The 24695-nt window shown below is 61.3% G+C and carries 23 protein-coding genes and 1 tRNA gene; 10 read left to right on the plus strand and 14 right to left on the minus strand.

Annotated elements, in window-relative coordinates; genetic code table 11:
* Positions 1-63: 63 nt before the first annotated feature.
* On the minus strand, positions 64-1011 hold the full coding sequence (locus tag ABIB48_RS17775; protein WP_110105948.1) for an iron-sulfur binding domain-containing protein: 948 nt from the start codon (positions 1009-1011) through the stop codon (positions 64-66).
* A 151-nt stretch (positions 1012-1162) separates the two neighbouring features.
* Here ABIB48_RS17775 and ABIB48_RS17780 point away from each other — a divergent pair, with 151 nt between their 5' ends.
* Positions 1163-1867: a hypothetical protein gene (locus tag ABIB48_RS17780; protein ID WP_110105949.1), complete on the plus strand. Its 705-nt coding sequence runs from the start codon at positions 1163-1165 to the stop codon at positions 1865-1867.
* 49 nt (positions 1868-1916) lie between these two features.
* Here the strand turns inward: ABIB48_RS17780 and disA are convergent, their stop codons facing one another.
* The 3 genes from disA to ABIB48_RS17795 all read right to left on the minus strand — a co-directional run bounded on the left by disA (position 1917) and on the right by ABIB48_RS17795 (position 5737).
* Positions 1917-2987: a DNA integrity scanning diadenylate cyclase DisA gene (disA, locus tag ABIB48_RS17785; protein ID WP_110105826.1), complete on the minus strand. Its 1071-nt coding sequence runs from the start codon at positions 2985-2987 to the stop codon at positions 1917-1919.
* Positions 2988-3128: 141 nt separating this feature from the next.
* Complete coding sequence (gene radA, locus ABIB48_RS17790; RefSeq protein WP_110105827.1) at positions 3129-4520, minus strand: DNA repair protein RadA; 1392 nt, start codon at positions 4518-4520, stop codon at positions 3129-3131.
* Between the two features lie 83 nt (positions 4521-4603).
* Entirely contained in the window at positions 4604-5737 is a 1134-nt protein-coding gene (locus ABIB48_RS17795) for an FUSC family protein (RefSeq protein WP_110105828.1), read from the minus strand.
* Positions 5738-5952: 215 nt separating this feature from the next.
* Here ABIB48_RS17795 and pstS point away from each other — a divergent pair, with 215 nt between their 5' ends.
* The 5 genes from pstS to ABIB48_RS17820 all read left to right on the plus strand — a co-directional run bounded on the left by pstS (position 5953) and on the right by ABIB48_RS17820 (position 11212).
* Positions 5953-7074 (plus strand): phosphate ABC transporter substrate-binding protein PstS, encoded by a 1122-nt coding sequence (pstS, locus tag ABIB48_RS17800; RefSeq protein ID WP_110105829.1) that lies wholly within the window; start codon positions 5953-5955, stop codon positions 7072-7074.
* Between the two features lie 51 nt (positions 7075-7125).
* Positions 7126-8073 (plus strand): phosphate ABC transporter permease subunit PstC, encoded by a 948-nt coding sequence (gene pstC / locus ABIB48_RS17805; protein ID WP_354213793.1) that lies wholly within the window; start codon positions 7126-7128, stop codon positions 8071-8073.
* Position 8074: 1 nt separating this feature from the next.
* The gene (gene pstA / locus ABIB48_RS17810; RefSeq protein ID WP_354213794.1) at positions 8075-9181 is read left to right on the plus strand and encodes a phosphate ABC transporter permease PstA; all 1107 of its coding nucleotides are present in this window, start codon (positions 8075-8077) and stop codon (positions 9179-9181) included.
* Between the two features lie 25 nt (positions 9182-9206).
* Positions 9207-9986 (plus strand): phosphate ABC transporter ATP-binding protein PstB, encoded by a 780-nt coding sequence (gene pstB / locus ABIB48_RS17815; RefSeq protein ID WP_110105832.1) that lies wholly within the window; start codon positions 9207-9209, stop codon positions 9984-9986.
* A 125-nt stretch (positions 9987-10111) separates the two neighbouring features.
* On the plus strand, positions 10112-11212 hold the full coding sequence (locus ABIB48_RS17820) for a hypothetical protein (protein ID WP_354213795.1): 1101 nt from the start codon (positions 10112-10114) through the stop codon (positions 11210-11212).
* An 18-nt stretch (positions 11213-11230) separates the two neighbouring features.
* Here ABIB48_RS17820 and ABIB48_RS17825 read toward each other — a convergent pair whose 3' ends face one another.
* The 3 genes from ABIB48_RS17825 to ABIB48_RS17835 all read right to left on the minus strand — a co-directional run bounded on the left by ABIB48_RS17825 (position 11231) and on the right by ABIB48_RS17835 (position 13715).
* On the minus strand, positions 11231-12241 hold the full coding sequence (locus ABIB48_RS17825; protein WP_245932122.1) for an inorganic phosphate transporter: 1011 nt from the start codon (positions 12239-12241) through the stop codon (positions 11231-11233).
* A 2-nt stretch (positions 12242-12243) separates the two neighbouring features.
* Positions 12244-12861, minus strand: a complete 618-nt coding sequence (locus tag ABIB48_RS17830) for a DUF47 domain-containing protein (RefSeq protein ID WP_354213796.1) — start codon at positions 12859-12861, stop codon at positions 12244-12246.
* 206 nt (positions 12862-13067) lie between these two features.
* Positions 13068-13715 carry a hypothetical protein gene (locus ABIB48_RS17835; RefSeq protein ID WP_354213797.1) on the minus strand — a complete coding sequence of 216 codons (648 nt, stop codon included), beginning with the start codon at positions 13713-13715 and terminating at the stop codon, positions 13068-13070.
* Positions 13716-13876: 161 nt separating this feature from the next.
* Here ABIB48_RS17835 and ABIB48_RS17840 point away from each other — a divergent pair.
* Positions 13877-13949 (plus strand) — tRNA-Lys (locus tag ABIB48_RS17840).
* Between the two features lie 111 nt (positions 13950-14060).
* On the opposite strand, the gene ABIB48_RS17845 is transcribed toward ABIB48_RS17840, so the two are convergent.
* Complete coding sequence (locus ABIB48_RS17845; RefSeq protein WP_354213798.1) at positions 14061-14696, minus strand: cysteine hydrolase family protein; 636 nt, start codon at positions 14694-14696, stop codon at positions 14061-14063.
* A gap of 102 nt (positions 14697-14798) precedes the next feature.
* Here ABIB48_RS17845 and ABIB48_RS17850 point away from each other — a divergent pair, with 102 nt between their 5' ends.
* The 3 genes from ABIB48_RS17850 (at position 14799) to ABIB48_RS17860 (ending at position 16796) form a co-directional block, all read left to right on the plus strand.
* Positions 14799-15632 carry a hydroxymethylpyrimidine/phosphomethylpyrimidine kinase gene (locus ABIB48_RS17850; RefSeq protein WP_315914499.1) on the plus strand — a complete coding sequence of 278 codons (834 nt, stop codon included), beginning with the start codon at positions 14799-14801 and terminating at the stop codon, positions 15630-15632.
* A gap of 66 nt (positions 15633-15698) precedes the next feature.
* The gene (locus tag ABIB48_RS17855; protein WP_110105839.1) at positions 15699-16034 is read left to right on the plus strand and encodes a GNAT family N-acetyltransferase; all 336 of its coding nucleotides are present in this window, start codon (positions 15699-15701) and stop codon (positions 16032-16034) included.
* A complete protein-coding gene (locus ABIB48_RS17860) occupies positions 16035-16796 on the plus strand; it encodes an SDR family NAD(P)-dependent oxidoreductase (RefSeq protein WP_315914498.1) in 762 nt (253 codons plus the stop codon). It begins immediately after the preceding gene.
* A gap of 115 nt (positions 16797-16911) precedes the next feature.
* Here the strand turns inward: ABIB48_RS17860 and ABIB48_RS17865 are convergent, their stop codons facing one another.
* The 6 genes from ABIB48_RS17865 to ABIB48_RS17890 all read right to left on the minus strand — a co-directional run bounded on the left by ABIB48_RS17865 (position 16912) and on the right by ABIB48_RS17890 (position 24608).
* On the minus strand, positions 16912-18519 hold the full coding sequence (locus ABIB48_RS17865) for an MFS transporter (protein WP_354213799.1): 1608 nt from the start codon (positions 18517-18519) through the stop codon (positions 16912-16914).
* 179 nt (positions 18520-18698) lie between these two features.
* Positions 18699-18974: an HPr family phosphocarrier protein gene (locus ABIB48_RS17870; protein ID WP_110105842.1), complete on the minus strand. Its 276-nt coding sequence runs from the start codon at positions 18972-18974 to the stop codon at positions 18699-18701.
* A gap of 63 nt (positions 18975-19037) precedes the next feature.
* Positions 19038-20750, minus strand: coding sequence for a phosphoenolpyruvate--protein phosphotransferase (locus ABIB48_RS17875; RefSeq protein ID WP_354213800.1), 1713 nt, complete (start codon positions 20748-20750; stop codon positions 19038-19040).
* A gap of 30 nt (positions 20751-20780) precedes the next feature.
* Positions 20781-22859 (minus strand): PTS fructose transporter subunit IIABC, encoded by a 2079-nt coding sequence (locus ABIB48_RS17880; RefSeq protein ID WP_354213801.1) that lies wholly within the window; start codon positions 22857-22859, stop codon positions 20781-20783.
* Between the two features lies 1 nt (position 22860).
* Positions 22861-23823: a 1-phosphofructokinase family hexose kinase gene (locus ABIB48_RS17885; protein ID WP_354213802.1), complete on the minus strand. Its 963-nt coding sequence runs from the start codon at positions 23821-23823 to the stop codon at positions 22861-22863.
* Entirely contained in the window at positions 23820-24608 is a 789-nt protein-coding gene (locus ABIB48_RS17890; RefSeq protein WP_354213803.1) for a DeoR/GlpR family DNA-binding transcription regulator, read from the minus strand. Before ABIB48_RS17890 ends, ABIB48_RS17885 begins: the two co-directional genes overlap by 4 nt.
* Positions 24609-24695: the final 87 nt, after the last annotated feature.

The following is a 24695-nucleotide window of genomic DNA, read 5'->3' on the forward strand; positions in this document are numbered from 1 at the left end:
GATCTTAACAACTACCTCCGTTGCTGTCATCTGCCCGTCATTTCAGCTCCAGCGGCCTGAGGGTTACGCGGGGAGTTGGTACCCGGCGGGTGAGAGCTGGGCTAGGCCGTCTACCACCAGGCCTGCGAGGGCACGCTCTAGTTGGGGCGCGTGGGTGTTCAACTGGTGCAGTTTTGCCAGCTCGGCCGTTACTTCCAGGTGTAACTGGGCAGCCTGTGCATCCCACAGGAGGTCTGCATGGATGGGCGAGCTGGCAGCCCGCAGCACAGCCATAACCGCCCCGCGCACCTGCCTGTCTGTCCCAGCCCATGGTTGCCCTTTTGGAATGTAGGTAGGTTCCGGCTGGCCCGCAGCAATCCAGGCACATTGCTCAAACACAGGGCATTGCTCACACTTTGGGCTCCTAGCCGTGCAGATCAAAGCCCCCAATTCCATCACTGATGCGTTCCACAGCACAGATTTATCGCGGTCCTCGGGCAGGAGCTGGGCCGCCAATGTCATTTCGGCAGCAGTTAGTGCCGGTGCCGGCAGTGCTTGGCCAATGACTAGCCGGGCGTGCACTCTACGGATATTGGTGTCCACCACGGTGGTGCGCTGGCCATACGCGAACGCGGCAACCGCCGCAGCCGTGTACGTCCCCACGCCGGGAAGCGCCAGAAGTTCCGTGTACGTGTTCGGCACAGCGCCGTCGTACTTTTGAAGAATTTCAGTGGCGGCAGCATGCAGCCGTAAAGCTCGCCGGGGGTAGCCCAAACGGCCCCAGGCGCGCAGCACCTCGGCGGCCGGAGCCGCCGCGAAGTCTGCCGGGGTGGGCCAGCGCTCCATCCACGCTTCCCACACCGGTTGCACCCTCACCACGGGTGTCTGCTGCAACATGATCTCGCTGACAAGAATGCCCCAGGCAGAGCAATCATGGCGCCATGGCAGGTCTCTGGCTTCGCGCTGGAACCAGGCATTGATGCGGTGGTGCAGGACTTCTGTGGGAACGCGGGAGGGCGCTGTGGTGGGCATGAATTTCCTTGCGAGGGAGAACTGGCCGGTGGCCAGGGTGATGAACATAGCGGGGAAGGTGAGCGTTCCTTTTAGCGTAGCCGCTAACGGTTAGGCGGCTGACGGCGTGGTTGGTCAGGCGCAGCTCCGGGATTTCGCTAGGCTTGGGTTTGTGGGAAATTCAAGTAGTTCCGGACGTGGCAAGAATTCCTCAGTTGCGCCCGGTGGCAAACCCGCATCGACGGGCGCAGGGCCTCAGGGAAAGCCACCACGGCAGCCCGGTGTTTCAGCCAAGGTCTACCGCCGGCGTCGCATGGTAGTGGCGGTCCTGACGCTGCTGGTTGTAGCCGCGATTGTGGCAGGAACCTTCTTGATCTCCGGGTTCCTTGGCGGTGGGAGCAAAAATGATACCCAACCTGCTGTGGTTGGCAACAGCCCTACTGAAAAAGCCAAGCCCGCTGCCAAGGCGGGAACTCCGCCGTCGGATGTGTGCGATGAGGCCGGGATCAAAGTCAAGGCCAGCGTAGACAAACCCTCCTATGGGCCAGATGATCATCCAGTGCTCACCCTGCAGGTGACAAATTCCGGCAAGACCCATTGCGATATCAACGTGGGCACCAGCCAAATGGAATTTTTGATCACCAGTGGCGAAGACATCATCTTCAACTCCGCGTACTGCCAAATGGATAGCACGGATCTGGTCAAGAACCTGGCCCCGGGTGCTTCGGAGAAAGCCAACTTTGTGTGGCAGCAGAACCGGACGGCACCTGACTGCGCCAAGGTAGTCTCCCAACCCGGCCGCGGTGGCGCCACGTATGTTCTGGTGGCCACCCTAGGGAAATGGTCCAGCGAAAAGGTCACCTTCACCTTGACGTAGCAACTGGCGCCCGTGGACTAGCTTGTGGCACCCCTGCCGCAGCTGCGGGTTAGAGGAAACGGTCCAACAAGCTGGCTTCGGCAATGCGGGAGAGGCCCTCGCGGACGTTGCGGGCGCGGAGCTCGCCGATCCCATCAACCATCATGAGCTCGTCAATGGTGGCTGCCATCAGGTTCTGCAAGCCACCAAAATGGTCAACAAGACGCCCCGCAATGGCGGGCGGGACGGCCTTCAAGCCCGAAACCAGGCGGTAGCCGCGAGGCTGGATGATGGCGTCGATGGAGTCATTGCCAGAGACCAGGCCAACAATGCCGGCAATTGCGTTCAGGTCTATGAGGTCAGCCTGGTCAATCTCCTGCAGGGCAGCCACAGCGGCGTCAACATCTGTTGTTTCCGGGTCGGTGTAATCGCGGATCACCATATCCGCACCGGAGCCGCGGCTTGCGGAAAGTTCTTCGAGCTGAAGGGAGAGCAAGCGCCCATCCACACCCAGTTCAAGGACGTACTGGGCAATTTCTTCGGAAATGCGGCGCACCATCTCGTGGCGTTGCAAGGTGATAGCTACGTCGCGGACAGTAACCATGGCCTCAATTTCCAGCGCCGACAATGAACTTGTCACCTGGTCCAGCCGTGCCCGGTAACGTTCCAAAGTAGCCAGGGCTTGGTTGGCGCGGGCCAGAATTTTTTCCGAACCTTCAAGGACGTAGCGCAAGCCATCCACATAGAGGGCAATGATCTGCATTGATTGGCTAACGGAAACTACCGGGACACCGGTTTGGATTGCTACGCGTTCGGCCGTGCGGTGCCGGGTGCCTGATTCCTGGGTTTCAATGCTGGGGTCAGGGACCAGCTGGACGGCAGCGCGGAGTATCTTGGTGGCGTCCTTGTCGCAGACTATTGCACCGTCCATTTTTGCCAGTTCACGAAGGCTGGTGGGGGCGAAGTCTATGCCGATCTCAAAGCCGCCAGAGCACAGGCTTTCAATGGTCTTATCTGAACCGAGCACAATGAGTGCACCCGTGCGGCCTCGAAGAATACGTTCCAGCCCATCACGCAGTGGCGTTCCCGGCGCGACACGGGCAAGAGTGGCCTTGAGGGCCTCTTCGGGGCTGCGAAGCATGGGCGGTTCCTTCTTTTCAAGCGCGGGAATCCGCGCAAGTCACAGTGCCCATAATAGTAGGAGCCCTACACCTTTGAGCCTCGCCTTGCCTTTAGGCGCGCGCATCTTGACCGATCTGTGTCCTGATCACCTCCAAAACCCCTAAAGGTGCAGCAGAAGTTCCGTTGCCTCGGCGATGTGCTCGATCTGTTTGACCGTGAAGTCCGGTGGAATGGGACCGGGGCCATTGGCGCTTGCCGGCACCAGAGCATGTGTGTAACCCAGGCGGCTGGCCTCTTGGATACGCTGGTTGATGCCTGGCACAGGGCGCACCTCACCGGCTAGTCCCACCTCCCCAAAAGCCACCATCTTGGCGTGGACAACCTTGTTGGTTTTAGCCGAAACAATGGACATGGCCACAGCAAGGTCCAAGGCCGGCTCACTCAACCGGGCCCCGCCCACCGTGGCCACATAACTGTCATCGGCGTCCAACCGCAGCCCTGCCCGCTGCTGCAACACGGCAAGCAGCATGCCAACACGGGTGGAATCCAAACCGCTGACAGTGCGCCGCGGCGAGGACCCCAGGGACGGGGTTAGAAGTGCTTGAACCTCGGCGAGCAGGGGGCGCCGTCCCTCCATAGTCACCGTGATGCAGGTGCCTGAAACGGGTGCCGAAATACGGGAGGTGAACAGCCCGCTGGGATCTGCCAGACCTTCGATGCCGTTGTCCGTCAAATCAAAACAGCCCACCTCATCGGTTTGCCCGTACCTGTTTTTCACGGCTCGCAACAGGCGCAGCCGGGAGTGGCGTTCACCATCGAACTGGCACACCACATCCACCAAGTGTTCCAAAAGGCGGGGACCGGCAATGGAACCGTCCTTGGTCACATGACCCACCAGCAAAGTGGTCATGTTCAACCGCTTGGCGGCAGCAATGAGTGAGGCCGCCACCTCGCGCACCTGCGAGACCCCACCCGCTGCCCCATCAACCATGGCGCTGCTAAAGGTCTGCACCGAATCAACAATCAACAGTGCCGGCTGCACTGCTTCCACCTGGCCCAGAGCGGTGCCAAGATCCGTTTCGGCGCCCAGATACAAAGTGTCCGCAACCGCGCCAATACGTTCGGCACGCAACTTCACCTGGGCCGCCGATTCCTCACCCGTTAGGTACAGCACCTTTTGGGGTGCACGGCCATGGTCATTACGAGCAAATTTGGCAGCCACATCCAGCAGCAGGGTGGACTTTCCCACACCGGGTTCCCCCGCCAGTAGGATCACGGCCCCTGGCACCATGCCACCACCTAGAACACGGTCCAGCTCCGGGACTCCCGTGAGGTTGTGCGCGGCCTTGGAGGCGTCAACGTCCGCAATCAGCTGGGCTGGGCGCATAACAGTGGTGGCCGCCGTGGTCCTGACAACCACGGTGCCAATTTCTTCCAAGGTGCCCCAAGCCTGGCATTCGCCACAACGGCCAACCCATTTCACGGCGCTCCAGCCGCACTCCGTGCAACGGAAATTCTGTCCCGAGTTTGTTTTTGCGCTCTTTGCTGCCATGGTTCAAGCCTAGCGCCGGGCACCGACATCCGCGGGCGGCCCGGCGCTCCGGTACCTCAGGTGGAGTGCGCTGCGCCCGCTTATTAGAGTGCTGGCAATAATGAGCGGATGTCGGCGGGGTCCATTTTGGCGGCTTCCAACAGGTCCACCATGAGTGTGCGGAACAGCAACACCACTGTTTCTCCCTCCATGCGCGTTATTTCCAAGGTGGCCGGGTGCAAACGAATGGCAATGTCTGCCAGGGAATCACGGGCGTGGCTCAGCGTAATGCGTGAAGTGGTATCGGCAAGGGCCGCACCCAGCTCATCCACGGCAGTTGCCGTCTCACTCATAACTTCGGCCAAGTGCATGGACCCGGCCTCAGAAAGGGCTGCATTGTTGATGACACTGGCCAGCCGCCGGGCTAAAACCCGGGCCGAACGCATGGCATAATCCACCCGCACCATGAGCTTCGCCAGCCCCTCAACTTCTTGTAAATGCCGGCGGTACAAGGGGGAAAGCCGGGCAATTTCAACAGAGCCACGCAAACCCTGCCGCATGGCGTCAATGCGGGGTTGCTGGCCGCGGGCGCGGACCAGTGCATGCCAGGCAGTGGTGGAATCGTTGTACGCCAAGGCGGAGGCGCATTCACGCAACACCAGGGAAAGCTCACCGAGCACTTCCTTGAGATCATCCTTGGGCTCACGGCGCGGGTCCCGGGGGATCAAGAACGTAGCTGCCAAGGCGAAGCAGCCACCTACAACCGCGTCCAGGCTGCGAGTAAATGGGCCGCCGGCCGGGATCGGTAACAGCACCACAAGAAGGGACTGCAGTGCCAACTGCGTGGTGAAGATGGCTCCGCTATCCAAGAAGCGGGCCAACACTATGGAGAGGAACAATATTAAGGCGGCCTGCCAGATCCCGGAGCCCAGCCAGTGCAGCAACATGTCTCCCAGGGCTATGCCTATGGTGCAACCCAGGCCCACTTCAAGGACGCGGCGCACACGCGGGTCCCTAGAAAAGCCGAGCGCGATGATGGCACTGGTGGCGGCAAACAAGGGGCCTTGATGCCCCAACACCAGCTCTGAAAAGTAGTAGGCGGAAACAGCGCAAATGGCCATCAACAAGGCGGGCAGAACTGAGCTTGCGCTGCGGCGCAGGCCGAGCCGGATACGACGCTTGAGAAAGAGAACTGTGGCGGCCGTCCCAGTGGGCTCCGACGGGGCTGAACCTGGCATGGAATTAGTCTATGCGCAGCGGCTGAACCCGGTTGGTGGGCCGAAACAAGAAGGAGGTGACCGGCGTCGGGCATTAAAGCTGCGGTAAGTGAAGGCGAAGAATCCCTGAAGCGTTAACCTTGCGTTCACTTGGGAGGGGCCCCGGCTTCACTTCAGCCTCCTACTCTCGAAGAGTAATGAAAAAGAAGAATGCAACCCATCGAAGAGGTAAAAGCGTGAAGGCACTTCACATTGGCCGCGTAGCAGCAGTTCTCACCGTCGGCGCATTGGCACTTACAGCATGCGGTACGGACAACGTGGTCACCCCCGGTAACGGCGGGGGCACCACGGCAAGCACCGGCTCAACGGTCACCGGAACACTGACCGGTACGGGCGCCAGCTCCATCTCCGCCGCCATGGACGCGTGGAAGGCCGGCTTTGAGTCCGCGAACTCCGGCGCCAAGATTCAGTACTCACCCGAAGGCTCCGGCGCGGGACGCAAGGCACTGATTGCAGGAGCCGTGCAGTTCGCCGGCTCGGACGCGTTCATGAAGGACGAAGAGCTCACCTCCGCCAAGGAAAAGTGCGGGCCCGACGGCGCCATCAACGTCCCCTGGTACATCTCACCGATAGCGGTGGCCTTCAATGTGGACGGCGTCAAGGATCTCAAGCTCGACGCCAGCACGATCGCCAAGATTTTCCGGGGCGAAATTAAGAACTGGAATGACCCGGCCATCAAGGCAGCCAACACGGACGCCACACTGCCGGATTTGGCCATCACGCCCGTGCACCGCTCCGATAACTCGGGCACCACCGAGAACTTCACCGACTACCTGGCCGCAGCCGCCTCGGGCGTGTGGACTGATAAGAAGTCCGGTGACTGGCCCTCAGCTCTGCCCGGCGAGAACGCCAAGGGCACCTCGGGGGTTGTCAAAACCGTCATCGAGACAGCCGGCGCCATCACCTACGCTGATGACTCGGCAGTCACTGACGCCTTGGGCAAGGTTGAGCTCAAGGTTGGCGACGCGTTTGTGCCCGTCACCGCCGAGGCTGCAGCCAAAGCAGTTGACGCTGCAACTGTTGTGGCAGGGCGCAGTGCCAACGATCTATCCCTGAAGCTGGACCGCACCACCACCGTGGCCGGAGCCTACCCGGCAGTGCTGGTCTCCTATGGCGTGTTCTGCGCCTCCTACCCGGATGCCAGCACAGTTGACCTGGTCAAGGCCTTCGGTTCCTTTGTTCTCAGCGACGAAGGTCAGAAGCAGGCAGCCGACGCCGCCAAGAGCGCGCCCTTGTCCGCCGAGTTGGCGGCCAAGGCGAAGGCGTCAATTGACTCCATCAGCGTCGCCAGCAAGTAAGCGCCGGTTCTAGGCAAGAGTTCGAAGCAAGAGTCAGTAGAAAGTACTAGATTGACCACCACAAAGCTCGCACCCACATCGGGGGCAGGGCGCTCTGCGACAGGCCGCACCGGAGACCGAGTGTTCTCCGATGCGGCACTGGGCGCCGGTGCGCTGATAGTTGCCGTGTTGTTTGCCGTGGCACTATTCCTGGTTGTCCAGGCACTTCCCACTTTTAGCGCGAACCCTGCCGAGATCACAGGGGGAGAGGGGTTCTTCTCCTACATCTTCCCCATTGTCATTGGCACGTTGATTGCGGCCACCATTGCACTGCTCATCGCCACGCCCATCGGGGTGGCAGTGGCCTTGTTCATCTCGCACTATGCCCCGCGGCGCCTGGCCCGGGGGTTGGGCTATGTGGTTGACCTTCTTGCAGCGATTCCCTCAGTTGTCTACGGCGCTTGGGGAGCCAGCTTTCTGGCTTCCTCCCTCAAAGCGCCCTACGCGTGGCTGGCTGAGCACCTAAGCTGGATTCCCATCTTCGCCGGACCGGCGTCCGGGACGGGCAAGACCATTTTGACGGCGGGCATTGTGCTGGCCGTCATGGTGTTGCCCATCATCGCCTCACTCACCCGGGAGATTTTCCTGCAGGCCCCCATGCTGCACCAAGAAGCGGCGTTGGCGTTGGGGGCCACCCGGTGGGAAATGATTCGCATGGCAGTTCTGCCCTTTGCCCGCGGCGGCATCATCAGCGCCGTCATGCTGGGTTTGGGCCGGGCTCTTGGTGAGACCATGGCGGTTGCGCTGGTGCTCTCCTCCGGGCCGCTGATCGCCTCCTTGATTCGCTCCGGCAATCAGACCATTGCCGCGGAGATTGCCCTTGACTTCCCGGAGGCCTTTGGCCTGCGCATGCACGAACTCATCGCAGCCGGTCTGGTGCTGTTCCTCATCACTTTGGCAGTGAACATGGTGGCCCGCTGGGTTATCAACCGCCACAAAGAATTCTCGGGAGCCAACTAGTATGGCCACGCTCATAACTGAACGCAAACGTTCCGCACTGACCCGCGGCCGCCTGCCCCGCTACACTCACTGGGTGATTGCGGCCGGCGCCGTTGTTGTCTCTGCGGCTCTCCTGTCCCTTGTTGGCTTCAACGTTTTTGGCTGGGCCGTGCTCTCCGCGGTGCTCTTTGCCGCAGCCAACGTCACGGCCGCCGCCATTGTTGAGGGCCGCCGCAAAGCCACTGACAAGCTGGCCAGCTCCCTCATCTACGGCGCCTTTCTCGTGGCGTTGCTGCCGCTGGTTTCGGTCATCTGGACTGTTCTGCTCAATGGGGTCCCGGGCTTGCTGACCCCCGGCTTCCTGAGTACCTCCATGAATGGTGTGACGGGCGCCGTCGACAACGCCGCCGTGGCCGATGGCACTCCGGTGCTGGGCGGTGTCTATCACGCGCTGGTGGGCTCGGTGTTGATCACCCTCTGGGCCACCATCATCTCGGTTCCGGTGGGCCTGTTAACCGCCATCTATCTCGTGGAATACAGTGCCGGAAACAAGTTTTCCAAAGTCATCACCTTCCTGGTGGACGTCATGACCGGCATCCCCTCGATTGTGGCCGGCCTCTTCGCGGCCGCCTTCTTCGCCCTGATCCTGGGGCCGGGCACCAAGACCGGGTTTGTGGCCGCAGTGGCCCTTTCCGTGCTGATGATCCCTGTGGTGGTGCGCTCCAGTGAGGAAATGCTCAAGATTGTGCCCAATGAACTGCGCGAGGCCGCCTACGCACTGGGCGTGCGCAAGTGGCGGACCATTGTCAAGGTGGTTATTCCGACGGCGATCTCAGGTATTGCCTCCGGTGTGACCTTGGCCATTGCACGGGTTATTGGTGAAACCGCACCACTGTTAGTCACTGCCGGGTTCGCCACCAGCATCAACATGAACGTTTTTGCCGGCTGGATGTCATCGCTGCCCACCTTCATTTACACGCAGATTATGACGCCCACTTCGCCCTCAAACTCTGACCCGTCCACCCAACGTGCCTGGGCCGCGGCGCTGCTGCTAATCCTGCTCGTCATGCTCCTGAACCTCGGCGCCCGCCTGGTGGCGCGCCTCTTCGCGCCGAAAACCGGCCGCTAAATTCTTCTGAACGGAACCTAGAACCATGTCAAAACGTATTGATGTCAGCGATTTGAATGTCTACTACGGCGATTTCCGGGCTGTGGAGGACGTCAACATCACCCTCGACGCCAAGTCCGTCACCGCCTTCATCGGCCCCTCAGGCTGCGGCAAGTCAACCTTCCTGCGCACACTGAACCGCATGCATGAGGTTATCCCCGGCGCCCGGGTAGAGGGCAAGGTACTGCTTGACGGCGACAACCTGTACGCCGACGGTGTAGACCCCGTGACGGTGCGCAGCCAAATTGGCATGGTCTTTCAGCGCCCCAACCCGTTCCCCACCATGAGCATCCGCGATAACGTTCTGGCCGGCGTGAAGTTGAACAGCCGGCGCATGCCACGCAGCGATGCCGATGATCTCGTGGAGAAGTCGCTGCGCGGCGCCAATCTGTGGAACGAGGTCAAGGACCGGCTGGAAAAGCCCGGCTCCGGCCTGTCCGGCGGCCAGCAGCAGCGCCTGTGCATTGCCCGCGCCATCGCGGTCTCCCCGGATGTGATCTTGATGGATGAGCCCTGCTCGGCCTTGGACCCCATCTCTACACTCGCCATCGAGGACCTCATCAATGAGCTAAAAGATGAGTACACGGTGGTGATTGTCACGCACAACATGCAACAGGCCGCCCGCGTCTCTGACAAGACCGCGTTCTTCAACATTGCCGGCACCGGCAAGCCCGGCAAGTTGATTGAATTTGCCGAGACGGCCACCATCTTCAACAACCCCGCAGAGAAGTCCACTGAGGATTACGTCTCCGGCCGCTTCGGCTAACCCCCGCCACGCTGAATACCGCAAAAATGCGCCCGCCTCCCACATCTGCGCCCTGTAGACCGGGCGCAGATGTGGGAGGCGGGCGCGCTTTCCATTCTGGACACCCCGGGCGATACGCTGGAAACATGACTTCACTCCCTGCTGTCCGCGGCGCCCACCTCGTAGGCTCCATCAACCAGCCCACAGCTGCGGACACGCTGCGCATTGTGGCGGAGAACCTCGGCACGCACGCCGCACGCATCCCGGACGGCGAAGTGGGTGAGAGGTTCCACTGGATACTCTTTCAGGGCGCCAGAATCGAAGCCACCCCGGGACTGAGCCGTGTGCCGGGTGAGCCGTTCATGATTGCAGGTTTCGATCTGCGTAAAATTAGATTTGACGGCTCAGTGCCCGCCGCCGAGCTGACGTTTGGCCCGCTGGGTTATGCCGAGGCGGCGCTGGCCAGCTACCAGGATTTCAAGGCGTTGCGCGAGGCCGGCACCATCGCCGAGGGCACCCGCTTCCAGGTTGCCCTGCCGACACCGATGGCCCCGCTGAGTTCATACCTAAACGACGCTGACCAGGGCCTTGTTTACCCGGCCTACGCCGCAGCCATGGAACGTGAAATTGCTCAAATAGCTGCCGGTATCCCCGCCACGGACCTGGCCATCCAAATAGATCTGGCCGTTGAATTTAGCCACATTGAACAAGTCTGCGCGGGCGCCAATATCCCTGAGTTCTGGTACATGGACGGCGCCAACCCCACCCCGGCGCGCATCATCGATGCAGTTTCCACCATGGCTGCCGCCTTTGCCTCCGTAATCCCCGCTGATGTGCAGTTTGGCATCCACCTTTGCTACGGCGACGTTGCCGAGAAGCACTTCGTTGAGCCCGCCGACGCCGCAAACCTCACTGCCGTGGCCAATGCGCTGTCCGCCAAGATCACCCGCCCCATCGAGTTTGTGCACCTGCCGGTCCCCATAGAGCGCCATGACAGCGCCTACTTTGCTCCGCTGGCCAGCCTGACCCTGCACCCCGAAACAAGGCTGTTCCTGGGCCTGGTACACCACGAAGACGGTATTGACGGCGCGGCCAAGCGAATCGCCGCCGCCCGCCCAGCGCTGGCCGGTGCAGGCTTGGAGTCCTTTGGCATCGCCACAGAGTGTGGTTTTGGTCGCGGCCCGGCCGAACGCACGGCCCCCCTGCTGCGCTTGCACGCAGAGATCATCGAAGCAGCCAATGCCTGATCCAGCTGGCGGCTAAGCCTAGGCAAGCGGGGACAGTGCTAGGAAGAACAAGGCGCCGAGCATAACGCAGACAACGGGTGTGGCGATCCACGCCAAGGCAATTTTGAGCAGTACCCGCCCGTTGGTTGCGGAGAAACGCTGATTGGCTCCGGCGCCCACAATAGCGGCAGTGACAGTGTGCGTTGTTGACAGCGGCATGTGCAGACCAATGGCACCAACGAACAAAAGCCCGGCTCCCAGCATCTGGGCCACGGAACCGCGCATGGGATCGACCCGCACTAGCCGGTGGCCCAAAGTGTAGGAGATTCGCCAGCCACCAAACAAGGTGCCCAAGGCGAGCAGTGCCGCAGTGAACACCACCACCCACACGGGTATTTCCCCAGCACCAATGGACCCGGCCGCCACTAGCGCGAACAGGACAACCGCCGTGGTCCGCTGGCCATCTTGGAGACCATGACCAAAAGCCACGGCGGCACCAGCTACTGACTGCAATTGCCGGGCACGCCGGTTGACCCGGTTCGGAGCCGTATTCCGCGCCGCCCACGAGGAAGGGTAAACCGCGGCGAAACCCAGCACAAACGCCACCAGCGGGGAAATCAACAGTGGCAGCAGCACCAGCGTGAACATGGTGGCATTGATGCCGTCCACGGGTGCGTAACCAATGACCGCCGAGCCCAGCGACGCGCCGCCCAGGGAGCTGATGAGGGCATGTGTGGACGAGGAAGGAAAGCCGCGCCACCAGAGATAAATACCCCACAAGCAAGAGGAAATGAGGGCGGCCAGCAGCAGAATCAGCCCGATGCGTCCAGTGGGAACCATGAAAATTTTGTCCGCAAAGGCTGCCGTCAAAGCTACACTGGCCACGGCGCCGAGGCAGTTGAACAGGCTGGCCAAAAGCACCGCAATGCTGGGTGTCAGGGCGCGGGTGCGCACGGAAAGTGCGACGGCGGCGGAGGCATCGCGGAAACCGTTCAGGAAGGCGAAAGTTGCGGCCGTGACGATCACGGCTCCGAGGAGGAACGCTATCAAGGTCAGGATTCCTTGACGATAATGCTGCCCACCTGTGTGGCCACCGTGCGCAATTGACGGCTGGCTGCTGCGAATTGATTGGACAGGCTGCTGTACTTTGTAAATATGGTGGGGCTGTGGGCTTCCAGCAATTCTGCAACAACCACTCTGTGCGTGTGATCTGCCCGCTTGGACAGGCGCAGCACCTCCAGCCAGTAATCCTCCAGGCCGTCCAGATCATTGAGCGATTTCATGGCCGTCGCCGTGAGTTCTGCTTGGCGGGAGAGAATTTCCAATTGGTCGCTAATGCGTGTGGGAATGCGGTCCAGGACGTAGAGTTCAACCACTTCGCCGGCGCCCGTGAGGATCTCACTGGTTTCATTCAATAGCTGGCCCAGGATGTACAGGTCCTCGCGGGGCAGCGGGTTGATGAAACTGGTGCGCATATTTGTCAGGAGCGTGGCGAAGTTGGCGGTTGATTCCGCCTCTTGTTTACGCAGCGTTTCCGCCAAGGGGGTGAAATTTGCCCGGCCGGCACCCAGTAGCTCCGCCAGGGTTTGTGTGCCGGATAAAATGTGCTCTGACATGCGGGTCAGGGCCTGCAGCCCTGCAGTCTCTTGGGGGAAAAGTCGAAACTTCACGGCAAGACCTTTGTTCTTAGCGGATTCGCACGGATTATCCCGGTAGCATCAGGGCAAAAAAGTGGTGCCGAACCGGGAGCGCCTCTCGGCACTAGGCCGCTCTAGGCGGCTATAAAATGGAGCCCGGGGGTTCCACGGTTCGGCACCACTTTCAGTCTTATACGTCTGGGCTCGAGTGTCAACTGGAGGCCCATGCGTGAGACTGATTAGTCGAGTTCGCCTTTCCTCCATGACTTGGCTGCGCTCTCTAAATCTTCGGCCGTGCGCACCAGTTGGTGGGCTTTTTTCGTCAAGGCAGTGGCGTGTTCGGGGTGAGCAACTCCACGTTCTACAGCCAAGGTGGCTTGACCTAACGCCACTACACGGCAAAACGCGGCGGAGCGGTCCAGGGCAATGTCAAAATCTCCGTCAAAGGCGCCGGAGAGGATGGCGTTTGCCATGGTGGTGATTTCTTCCGCGCCGGGCGGCTCAGCGACTCCGGCGACGGCGTTGGCTACTTGGGCTTTTTGCTGGCCTGCACGGAAAAACACGCTGATGCCTTCAGGATCGTGCAATGTTGCTGCGCGCAGGGCGTAGAGACGCCAGAGTGCGCCGGGGAGTGAGCGGGCGGGGCTTGCCGCCCACATTTCTGCGATGGCCTCAAGCCCCTGCTTATCTGCAAGTTTGACAAGACGCTTGGTTATCTCTGGATCGTTACTTTCACGGCCGCCGCGGACCAGTGCGCGGGCGGCAAGGTGGGCGGCCTCGGAGACACGAGCCGGATCGATGCCGCCAGCGTGGTTCTCAAAGTCCGCAGGTGAGAACGGCACTGGTTTGTGCGGGCGGGGTGCGTTGGAAACTGGTCGATCATTCATGACACGACACTACCCCTGCCACCGGGCCGGGTCGAGAGAACGGGCCGGGCGCAAACAACATTCCGTGGCTCGATTGCATTCTGGTGCATGCTGTGCGGTAGTCTAATATGCGTCAACTTTTGCAGCAGTGGATTCATTGTTGTGAGGGCGACGTTTAGGTCGGGCCTTTAGCTCAGTTGGTAGAGCATCGGACTTTTAATCCGTGGGTCGCGGGTTCGAGCCCCGCAGGGCCCACCGACTTTTCAGCAGCCCGGAATCATGAAACATGGTTCCGGGCTGCTGCTTTTTCTTCACCGAAGTTCAGCGAAAAAGCGCAAAAGCGAAAACGGGGAATGAACCGGCGGCTTAGTAGCCACGTGAGGAATCCTCCAGCGTTGCGGCCGTGTCCAAGGCTGCAATGAACTCATCGGTGGTGGTTGGTGTGGAGAACATGGGGTAGTTGAACTGGACGGAACTCTCGCCCTCCTGAACGCGTGTGGCGGCCACAGCGTCCGTCAGGGTGATGACGTTGTAGCCGCGCTCGTAGGCGGTGCGCATGGTTGACTCCACACAGCAGTTGGTCAGAAAACCTGCCAGCACCACAGTCTTGATGCCTTTGGAACGCAGAATGAAGTCAAGGTTGGTGCTGCCAAAAGCGTCCAGACCGCGCTTACCTTCAATCACAATGTCTGATTCGAGCGGTGCAAAACGCTCCATGATTTCGGCGCCCCAAGCACCTTTCACAAACGCTGTGGCATCAACTACGCCCTTGAGAATTCCATAGGGATGTTTGGAGATTTCGTTGTAGCCGGGGGCGAAGCTGATGGGGGAGTGGATCACGGTGGTTCCGGCCTCCCGTGCAGCCGCCAACACTTTCTCTGCATTGTCCAAGGTGTTGTTTGCTGCCATGGAATCCTTCACGGCCTCATGCAAGACACCGCCTTCTGAGGTGAAATCATTTTGAAACTCAATAAAAACTACGGCTGTTGATTCGTTATCCAAGGCAATCTCCTAGAGGTTGGCACAAAAAATCTCATGGCAACGCTGAATCTACCTGCGGCCCGGCAACATTGGTAGGGCAACGCGAAGTGGCAAGATAGTTCCATGACACATAACGCCCCTGCGCTTGCCCTGACCATTGCCGGATCCGAAGCAACTGGCGGCGCCGGTGCCCAGGCTGACCTGAAAACGTTCCAAGAGCTGGGCGTTTTCGGCATTGTCAACCTGACGTGCATTGTCTCCTTTGACCCGAAGGACAACTGGAACCACCGCTTTGTTCCGGTGGAGCAGCAAGTCATTGCGGACCAGTTGGAAGCTACCTTGGCTGCCTACGGCGCAAACTCGGGAGCACCCACCACCTTGGACACCGTCAAGCTCGGCATGATGGGTAGCCCGGCCACCATCAGCACCGTGGAAACCGCGCTCAAAGCGGCCGCTTTCAAGAACGTGGTGCTGGACCCAGTACTGATCTGCAAGGGCCAGGAACCGGGTCATGCGCTGGACACCGATCAGGCGCTCAAGGCTCAGCTTCTGCCGCTGGCAACCTTCGTCACACCTAACCACTTCGAAGCCGAGTCACTCTCGGGCATGAGCATTAATAACGTTGAGGACCTGAAGGAAGCCGCCCGCAAAATCCATGCCATCAGCGGTGCAGCAGTCCTCGCCAAGGGTGGGGTGCGGCTGGAAGGGGAAGACGCCGTGGACGTTTTCTTTGATGGGCAGACCATGGAAGTGCTCACCGCGCCGAAAGTTGGTGAGGTGGCAGTTTCCGGCGCCGGATGTTCACTGGCCGCAGCCGTGACGGCGGAATTGGCAAAGGGTGCCACCCCGCTGGAAGCGGCCCGCACAGCCAAGGCATTTGTCACTGAGGGCATCAAAAACCGGGTGGTTTCGGGTGCCCCGTTCACCGCTCTGTGGCAGGGCAGCATGCGCGCCTAACATGTGGGGCGAGCCGGGGATCGCTGCACTGTTGCCAGCGCCAGCACAGTGTGCCAAGCTCACATTATGAGCGTGAACGAAGCCTTGGAAGCAGACCCCTTCGATGCCACAGTGCGCCTGGTGCGCAACGATGCCCGGCTCCGGTATGAGCTCTATGCGGGGCAGGAACTGGCCGTGATCATCACGTTCGAGGAGCTGCCAGGGCACATTGATCTGATCCACACCGTGGGCCAGCCCGGCTTTGAGGGCCGCGGACTGGCGAAGGTGCTGGCCCGCTACGCACTCGATGACGTGGTGGCGTCCGGCAAACGGATCATCCCGCACTGCAGCTACGTGGTCAGGTTTTTAGAAAAACATCCCGAACCGTATCTGCAGTACACAGATTTCCCCGAGGCAGCGTAGATGGGCCGCCCCGTGGCGCTGATTACCGGCGCCACCTCCGGTCTGGGCGCCGAATTCGCCCAGCAGCTTGGCCGGGCACAGCATGATTTGGTGCTGGTGGGCCGTGATGTGGACCGGCTCGAGGTCAAAGCTGTGCGCCTGCGCAATGACTTTGGCATTGACGTTGATGTTTTGCCTGCGGACCTCATAACGGACGACGGCGTGGCCACCGTCGCTGCCCGGCTGGCGGACCCTGCCGTTCCCGTCTCGGTGCTGGTGAACAACGCCGGATTCAGTCTGGTCAAGGCCTTTGAGAAGAACACGGTGCAGGATGAAGCCGAACACCTGCGCATTCTGGCCCAGACTCCCATGGAACTCACTCACGCCGTGCTGCCGGGGATGCTGGAACGCGGCAACGGCCGCATCATTAATGTTTCAAGCGTCTCCGCCTTCATTCCACGCGGAACGTACGGAGCGGCCAAGGCGTGGGGCTTAAGCTTTAGCCGGTTCGCCAACCTTAGGTACAGCCCGCGTGGGGTGAAAGTTACGGCCATCTGCCCGGGTTTTGTGCACACCGAATTCCACGAGCGCATGGGTGCGGACATGGGCGGCGTGAAGCCATGGATGTGGCTTGAGGCCGATCAAGTGGTGCGTGAAGGCCTGGCAGCTAACGCGGCGGGCAAAGCCGTGTCCATCCCGTCGCGGCGCTACCGGGTGCTCATGGGGTTGGCGAAACTAGTCCCGGATGGGTTAGCGGCTGCGGCTGGCAACCGGGGCAGGTGAAATTTCACCCGCCCTCGAGACGTTGGCACGCTCTCGACGCAGCAGCAGTACGTGGGTGGGCCCACGCGTCCGAGGGGCCCCGGCTGAGGGACGAGGCTAGGGGAGGACGTGGGGACTATGCGTCCACAGCTTCCGGCCTACCCACAGTAACGGGGATGCCTGTACCTGGAGTTGGCGGCTCGTAGGAGTCGTCAAAGGGCAGGTAGTCCATGTCCAGCAGCGGATTTTCATCCTGCGTGGCCACAAGTTCGTGAGCCTCTTCTAGAGTTGCCACACTCGGCATGGAGCCGGGCAGTGGTTTCTGGGCCGATTCTCGCAAGAAGTAAATGGCCACCGCGCCGATGGCCGAGGTCAGAATCAGATAATACGCGGGCATCATGTCGTTGCCTGTGAGTTTGATCAAACCCTTCATGATGAAAGGGGCCGTACCGCCAAAGATCGCCACCGCAAAGTTGTAGGAAATCCCCATGCCTCCGTATCTACTGGACGTGGGGAACAGTGCTGGCAGTGCGGAGGCCAGATTTGAGACGTAGAACGTCACTGGGAAGGCGATCAGTGCCAAGCCGAGCAGCGTGGTCCACACGGGCCCAACGGCGATGAGCATGAAGGCTGGCACGGCCAGCACCACGGTGCTCAGTGCACCAACCCAGAGAATGGGCCGGCGCCCCACCTTGTCAGAGAGGCGGCCCGTTAGGGGTATGCACACCGCCATGGCAACAAGAATGGGAATGGTCAGAATTGTTCCGTGCACGGGATCGTAACCCATTGAGTCACTTAGGTACGTGGGCATATAGGAGGTCAACGCATAGCCCGCCGTGTTCGCCGCGGCCACGAGAACCATGGCGAGAACGATCTGACGCCAGTAGACCTTGACAAGGCGGACGGGCCCGCCGGAAGCGTCCTCGTCTGCTGCTGCGGCAGACTTGGAATTGGCCTCATTGGCATCCAACGTTGCCTGGAATTGGGGAGATTCCTCAATTTTCATCCGGAAATAGATGGCAATGAGGCCCAGCGGTCCTGCAATGAGGAAGGGAATGCGCCAACCCCACGCTTCCATGGCTGCTTGGCCAAGGGTCAGTTGCATCACGGAAACCAGCGCAGCACCAATGGCGAAACCCATATAGCTGCCCAAGTCCAAGATGCTGGCGAAGTAGCCGCGGCGTTTATCGGGGGCGTATTCACTGACAAATGTGGTGGCACCGGCGTATTCACCGCCGGTGGAAAAGCCCTGGATCAGCTTGACCACCACAAGCAGCACGGCCGCCCAGATACCAATTTGGCTATATCCGGGCAGCAGTCCTACAGCGAACGTGGATGCTGCCATGACCATTAGAGTGGCTGCGAGCACCTTCTGCCGCCCCACTTTGTCGCCCAGCCAACCAAACACCACACCACCGAGTGGACGGGCTAAGAAGGTGGCTGCGAAAGTTCCCAGAAGAAATAGTGTCTGTACGTCTTTATCGGCGTCAGGGAGGAAGACAGGGCCCATGGTACCGATCAGGTACCCGAAGACGCCTACGTCATACCATTCCATGGTGTTGCCCACCACAGTGCCACTGAGTGCTTTTTTCAGCATGGGCCCGTTGACAATATTGACGTCATCCACGCCTAGACGGCGCTTTTTTAGTGTGGGCAGGCGGGTTTTCTTTGCTCGATTCTTCGATGGGCCTGCGGTGTCGTTGACACCTGTTTCCGGTTGAATCGTGCTTGGGTCTATGGGCATTTGCTCATCCCCTTAAGGAGGCTGGTTGCTTGCGACGTACGTTTGTTTCTTTTCGGACAGACCATGAATTCTAGCAGATACGGCATTTTGACCCTCAGAAAGGGGTCTTATCAACACCGTGAAAGCCCCACCAAAAGCGGCCAAATAGCGAGATTTTGGCAGGGCTTTAGGATCGGGGATCAGGCGTCGTGGTTGGTCTCAAGGATGCGAACCAAGGCGTCCAAAGCCTCGCCGGCGGAGTCATCATCGGTGCGCAGCACCACCACTTCCCCGTGCTCCACACCGAGGCTCATGAGCGCGAGCATGCTGTCTGCGCCCACGGCATCTTCTGCGGGTTCGCCCACACGCGCAATGCTCACTTCTGCCTCCAGTTCACCGGCGGCGTCGGCGAAGATCGATGCCGGGCGGGCGTGCAGTCCAACGGTGCTGGCGATAGTGGCGGTGCGTTCAATCATGGTGTGCTCCAGGTCTTGAGTTGGGAATGTTTAAAGTGCGGGGCGGGTGTGCCCCGCAAACGGTTAGAGTCCGAGGTCTGCCAGTGCGGGCAGCCCTGCCCGCACCAGTTCACGGGCTGCGGCTGCGGAGGGTGCGCCAACAGCCCGCTGGGCCAGCACCTGAGCCTGCGCCAAGGTCACTGTGCGCAGTACGGCGGCCACGGCTGGCAGCGCCCGCGGCGTCATGGACAGTGTGCTGACACCCAAGCCGGCAAGCACCACGGCGAGGGCCGGATCAGCGGCTGCCTCACCACATACTCCCACCGGCTTGGGCAGGGAAGTTTCCAGCGACGCCGAGTGCTTGGCTTGGGCGATGGCGCCCTCGACGGTGGCTTGGACCAGGGCCAGTACCGCCGGCTGCCAAGGGTCATTCAGGGTGGCGAGCGGACCCAGCTGCCTATCAGCGGCCATGGCGTATTGGGTGAGGTCGTTGGTGCCCAGGCTGGCAAATTCCACCTGGTCCAGAATGTGCCGGGCGGTCAGTGCGGCGGAGGGGACCTCCACCATGACGCCCGGAACGCGCAACCCTGCTGCAGTGCACAACGCAGCAAAGTCGGCTGCCTCGGAAGCGGTGGAGATCATGGGGGCCATGACCCACACCTGGGCTTCCGTTGTGGCGGCGGCCGCGGCGATGGCCGCCAACTGCCGGGCTAGTACGCCGGGGGTGGTCAGATCGGTGCGGTAGCCGCGCACTCCTAATGCCGGGTTGGGCTCGGTGGAATCGGTCAGGAAGGGCAGCGGCTTATCTGCCCCTGCGTCCAAAGTGCGGACAACAACTTTCTTGCCCGGGAAGGCCTCAAAGACGCCTTGGTATGCGGCCACCTGATCCTCGTGGCTGGGCTCGGTGCTGTTGCCAAGAAAACAAAATTCGGTGCGCAATAGTCCCACGCCTTGGGCGTTAGCCATGGCGGCTTCTTGAGCGTCCTTGGCCCCGCCAACATTGGCTAGGAGGGGCAATAAGGTGCCGTCGGCGAGCTGACCAGTACCGTCAAAGGTAGTCAGCAGGGAGGACTGTTCTTCCCATGCTGACACTGCGGAACGTTCTGCAGCTCCTGGTTCGGTGCGAACCACTCCGGCCGCCCCGTCAACGAACACCAGCTCCCCGTCGGTGAGAGCCGAGATTCCGGCGGCTGCCACAACCGCTGGAAGCCCCAGGCTGCGGGCAATGATGGCCGTGTGTGACTGCGGACCGCCGCCCGCCGTCACTAGTGCAATGACCTTTGTGGGGTCAAGCGTGGCAGTGTCGGCAGGGGCCAGATCCTCGGCCACCAGGATGAACGGTTCGGCCGCGTCCGGGATCTCAGGGGCGGGCACCCCACGCAGGACAGCCACAATGCGTGAGCGGACGTCAAGGACATCGTGTGAACGCTCCGCCATCATGCCGCCCAAATTCCGCAGCATTTGGGCCACTGTTTCACCGGCCTCCCACACGGCCCGTTCGGGTGAGGTGCCGGCATTGACCAACTTGATGGCTGCCTTGATCAGCATGGGATCCGTGGCCATGAGTGCCGTGGCCTCGAGAACCTCCTTGCCAGCACCTTCAGCCCGGGCGGCACGCTCCAAAAACGTGACCTTAACGCTTGTCCCGGCGGCCTTGATGGTGGCAGCGGCAGTCTCGGGCGGCGTCGAACTTTCCAACTTCTCGCCAGCGGGAGGCTCGGCCAAAGCAGGCGGCATATGCCGGATAGGGGCAATTACGCGGCCCCGAAAGACGCCGACTCCAACAAAGTTTTGCACGGTTTCTCCTTTGACAATCATGGCCAGGACCTAGGCGGCCTGGTGAACAGGCGCGGCTGTTGCAAGGGTATCAACGGGGGTGCGCACGGCCCAGCGTTTCAGTGCCACCACAGCCAGCGCGGCAATCACGGTGCCTACAGCGATGGACAGGGCGAACATGGCCACGTTGCCGATCGCGAAGAACACGAAGAATCCGCCGTGCGGGGCTTGTGAGGTGACGTGGAAGGCCATGGTCAGGGCACCTGTCACGGCGCCGCCGAGCATGGAGGCCGGGATGACGCGCAGCGGATCGGCGGCCGCGAACGGGATGGCGCCTTCGGAGATGAAGGAGGCCCCCAGCAGCCAAGCGGCCTTGCCGTTTTCACGCTCGGCGAGCGAGAAACGCTTCTTATCCAGCACGGTAGCCAAGGCCATAGCTAGTGGCGGAACCATGCCGGCAGCCATTACGGTGGCCATGATTTCCCACGGGGCCTGGTTGGCGATGGTGCCGGCGCCTAGCCCTGCAACAGCGAAGGCGTATGCAACCTTGTTGACCGGCCCGCCCAAATCGAAGCACATCATCAGGCCCAAGATAATACCGAGCACCACGGCGGATGCCCCGGACATTCCGGTCAACCAGTTGTTCAGCCCAACAGTGAGTGCTGCGATGGGTGCGCCGAGGAACAATAGCATGGCACCGGAGGCGAGGATGGAGCCCAAGAGAGGAATGATGACAACGGGCATGAGTCCACGCAGCCAGCGAGGAACCTTCCAGCTGCCAATCCAGTAGGCGGCAAGGCCGGCCAGGATGCCTCCCACCAGGCCTCCGAGGAAGCCTGCACCCATGAAGACGGCTACGGAGCCGGCGGTGAAACCGGGGGCGATGCCTGGGCGGTCGGCGATGCCAAAGGCAATGTAACCAGCCAGCGCTGGGACCAGGAAGGCCATCGAGAGGCTACCAATTTTGAATGCTACGGCGCCCAGATAGGCCCCGAGCGGGCCCAAGGCCTTGATAGGTATATCCGTGGGCAAATTGGTCAGGCTGTTGCTGGTGAGGATCTTGTCCGCGACCTCTGTAATTTGGAAGCCTCCCAACAGGAAGCCCAGCGCAATCAGCAAACCGCCGCCGGCCACAAACGGGATCATGTAGCTGACACCGGTTAGCAGTACCTTCTTGACCTTGGCGCCAAGACTTTCACCGGATGACTGTGCTTTCTGATCCGCGGTTTCCTCTGCGCCGAAGTGCGGGACCCTGTGTGCGTTGGGGTTATCCGCCGCTGCAATTGCCTCCCGGATCATTTTGGCTGGCTCGTCAATCCCGCGTTTGACGGGCGAGCTCACCAGTGGTTTGCCAGCAAAACGTTCCTTGCCGCGCACATCCACATCCACGGCAAAAATGACGGCGTCCGCTGCGGCAATGACCGCAGGATCCAACGGTGTCACAGCTCCGGAACCCTGCGTCTCAACCTGGAAGTCAACGCCTGCTTCTTGCGCGGCCTGCACGAGCGAATCGGCGGCCATGTAGGTGTGCGCGATCCCCGTAGGGCACGCCGTCACGGCAACAATCCGCTTCCTGCGGGCGGGCTCAGCCGCACCGCCACCGGTCGCGGTGGAGCCGGGACCCGAGGCCGCGGCGCTCATTTCCGCAGGAGCCAGTGTTGATGCGGCCGGCTTTGGCTTATCTTTTAGGGCGTCCGCCACGAGGGCCACGATCTCAGCCGGGGTTGCTGCTGCGCGCAGGGCTGCAGTGAAGTCCTTTTTGATCAGGGAACGGGCCAGTTTGGAGAGCAGCTTGAGGTGTTCGTTATCGGCGCCTGCGGGGGCGGCAATGAAGAAGATGATGTCTGCGGGGCCGTCTTTGGCGCCGAAGTCCACGGCCGGGTTGAGGCGGGCCATGGCGAGGGTGGGTTCCAGGACCGCTGCGGAACGGCAGTGCGGGATGGCAATACCGCCGGGGACCCCTGTGGCTGTTTTTTGTTCGCGGGCTAAGGCGTCTGCGAAGAGTCCTTCCACCTCGGCGGCCCTGCCGTTTTTGGTGATGAGTTCGGCCAAGTGGCGGATCACCGAGGTGGTGTCTGTTCCGAGGTTGGTATCAAGAAGGACCAGATCATCGTTGATAAGGGTTGTCATGTCAGCTCTCTTCGGCTGGGGCCTGGACCGTCACGATGACGGCGGCCGGGTTGGTTTGTGCCAGGGAAGGAACCATGGTTCCGGGGAGGGAAGCTGCGGCCGCGCCATGGGCCACCGCTTGCTGCAGGCAGGCGCCGGGGGAGTCCCCACGGAGCGTTGCCAGCAGGTATCCGGAGAGGGCAGAGTCGCCCGCACCGACAGTGCTTCGTGCTTTGATGGCTGGAGATTTACCATGCCAGGCACCCGAACTGGTGGCCAGCACCGCGCCTTTGGAGCCGAGCGTGGCCAGGACGGCTCGTACTCCGTGCCGGAGCAGGAGATTGGCTGCCGCTGTGGCGGCAGCCGGATCAGCCTCCAACGCGGGGCCGGTGGAAATACCCGTCAGTTCGGCCAATTCTTCGCCGTTGGGCTTGAGTAGATCGGGTGCGGCACGCAGGCATTCGCGCAGCGGGGCACCCGAGGAATCCACAGCAATCCGAGGTGCCTGCGCACCATAGGCGCCACGCACCGCCTCAATCACGCGGGCATAGAAGTTATCCGGAACGCCTGGCGGGAGCGAGCCGGCCAGCACCAGCCAGGATGCGCCGTCGGACTTCTCCACAGTGAGCGCAAGCAGGTCTGCCAGCTGCCCCTCGGTGAGCGTGGGGCCGGGCTCATTGACCTTGGTGGTGGTGCCGTCGGGCTCGGTGATGGCCACGTTGCTGCGCAGGGGCGCCCCGATGGGCAGCGAAAGGTGCGGGATGCTCTCCAGGCTCAGAGCGCGCACAACGGCGTCATCCGAGTCCCCGGGCAGCAGTGCCAGCGCCTCGATTCCGGAGGTGGTGAGGGCGCGGACAATGTTCACGCCCTTGCCGCCCGGATGTTGAGAGGCTTGTGTGGCGCGCTGGACCTCGCCGCGATGCAGCGGGCCCGCGAGCTCAATGGTGCGGTCCAGGCTGGGGTTGGGGGTCAGGGTGAGAATCATGCGATCACGACCTCAACGCCGGCGCCGGCCAGGGCGGCTGCGAGCTCAGCGTCAGGTTCCGCCGTAGTGATGAGAGTGTCGATGTCCTCCAATGTGGCAAAGCGGACCAATGTTTCGGTACCGATTTTGGAGGCGTCTGCCAGGACCACTACTTTCCGGCCCGCCTTGACCATGGCGGTCTTGGTGGCTGCTTCTACGGGGTCCGGGGTGCTCAAACCGAATTCGGGGTGGATGCCATTGGTGCCGATGAACGCGATGTCCGGACGCAGGGCGCCAAGTTGTTCGGTGGCGCGGGCTCCAACTACTGCGCTGGTCAGCCCGCGCACCCGGCCTCCGATAATGTCCAACAGCAGGTGGGAGTTGGTGCTCAGGGACGCGGCCGTGGGGAGGGAGTTGGTGATCACCAGCAGCTCGTCGCGGGTGTTTGCAGGGACCCAGCTGGCCAGGAGTTCAGCTAATGCGGCGGTGGTGGTGCCGGAATCGAGCAGGATTGACGCTGTTGGGGCGTGGGGAATCAAGGCAAGGGCGGCCGTGGCGATGCGCTGCTTCTCATCCAGATACTGGGTTTGGCGTTCACGCAGGCTCTGCTCGGAGCGGGTGAAGCGGTCGGTGCCGACAGCGCCTCCATGGACGCGGCGCAGCCCGCCCGTTTCTTCCAGCGTGGCAAGGTCGCGGCGCACGGTCTCCTGGGTGATGGAAAACAGTTCGGCGAGTTCGGTGACGCCAACGCGGCCCTGAGTGCTGACGAGTTCGATGATTCGCTGGTGCCGTTCCTCCGCGAACATGTGGCTTCCTTCCGATGTCAGTGACCGGAGTCACAAGATGTTGTTTCAGATGACTTTATCTGTGTTTATCTTTGGAAGTCAAGGTAA

The sequence above is a fragment of the Arthrobacter sp. UYCu511 genome, assembly GCF_040547105.1.
In the GTDB taxonomy this organism is placed as follows: Bacteria; Actinomycetota; Actinomycetes; order Actinomycetales; family Micrococcaceae; genus Specibacter; species Specibacter psychrochitiniphilus.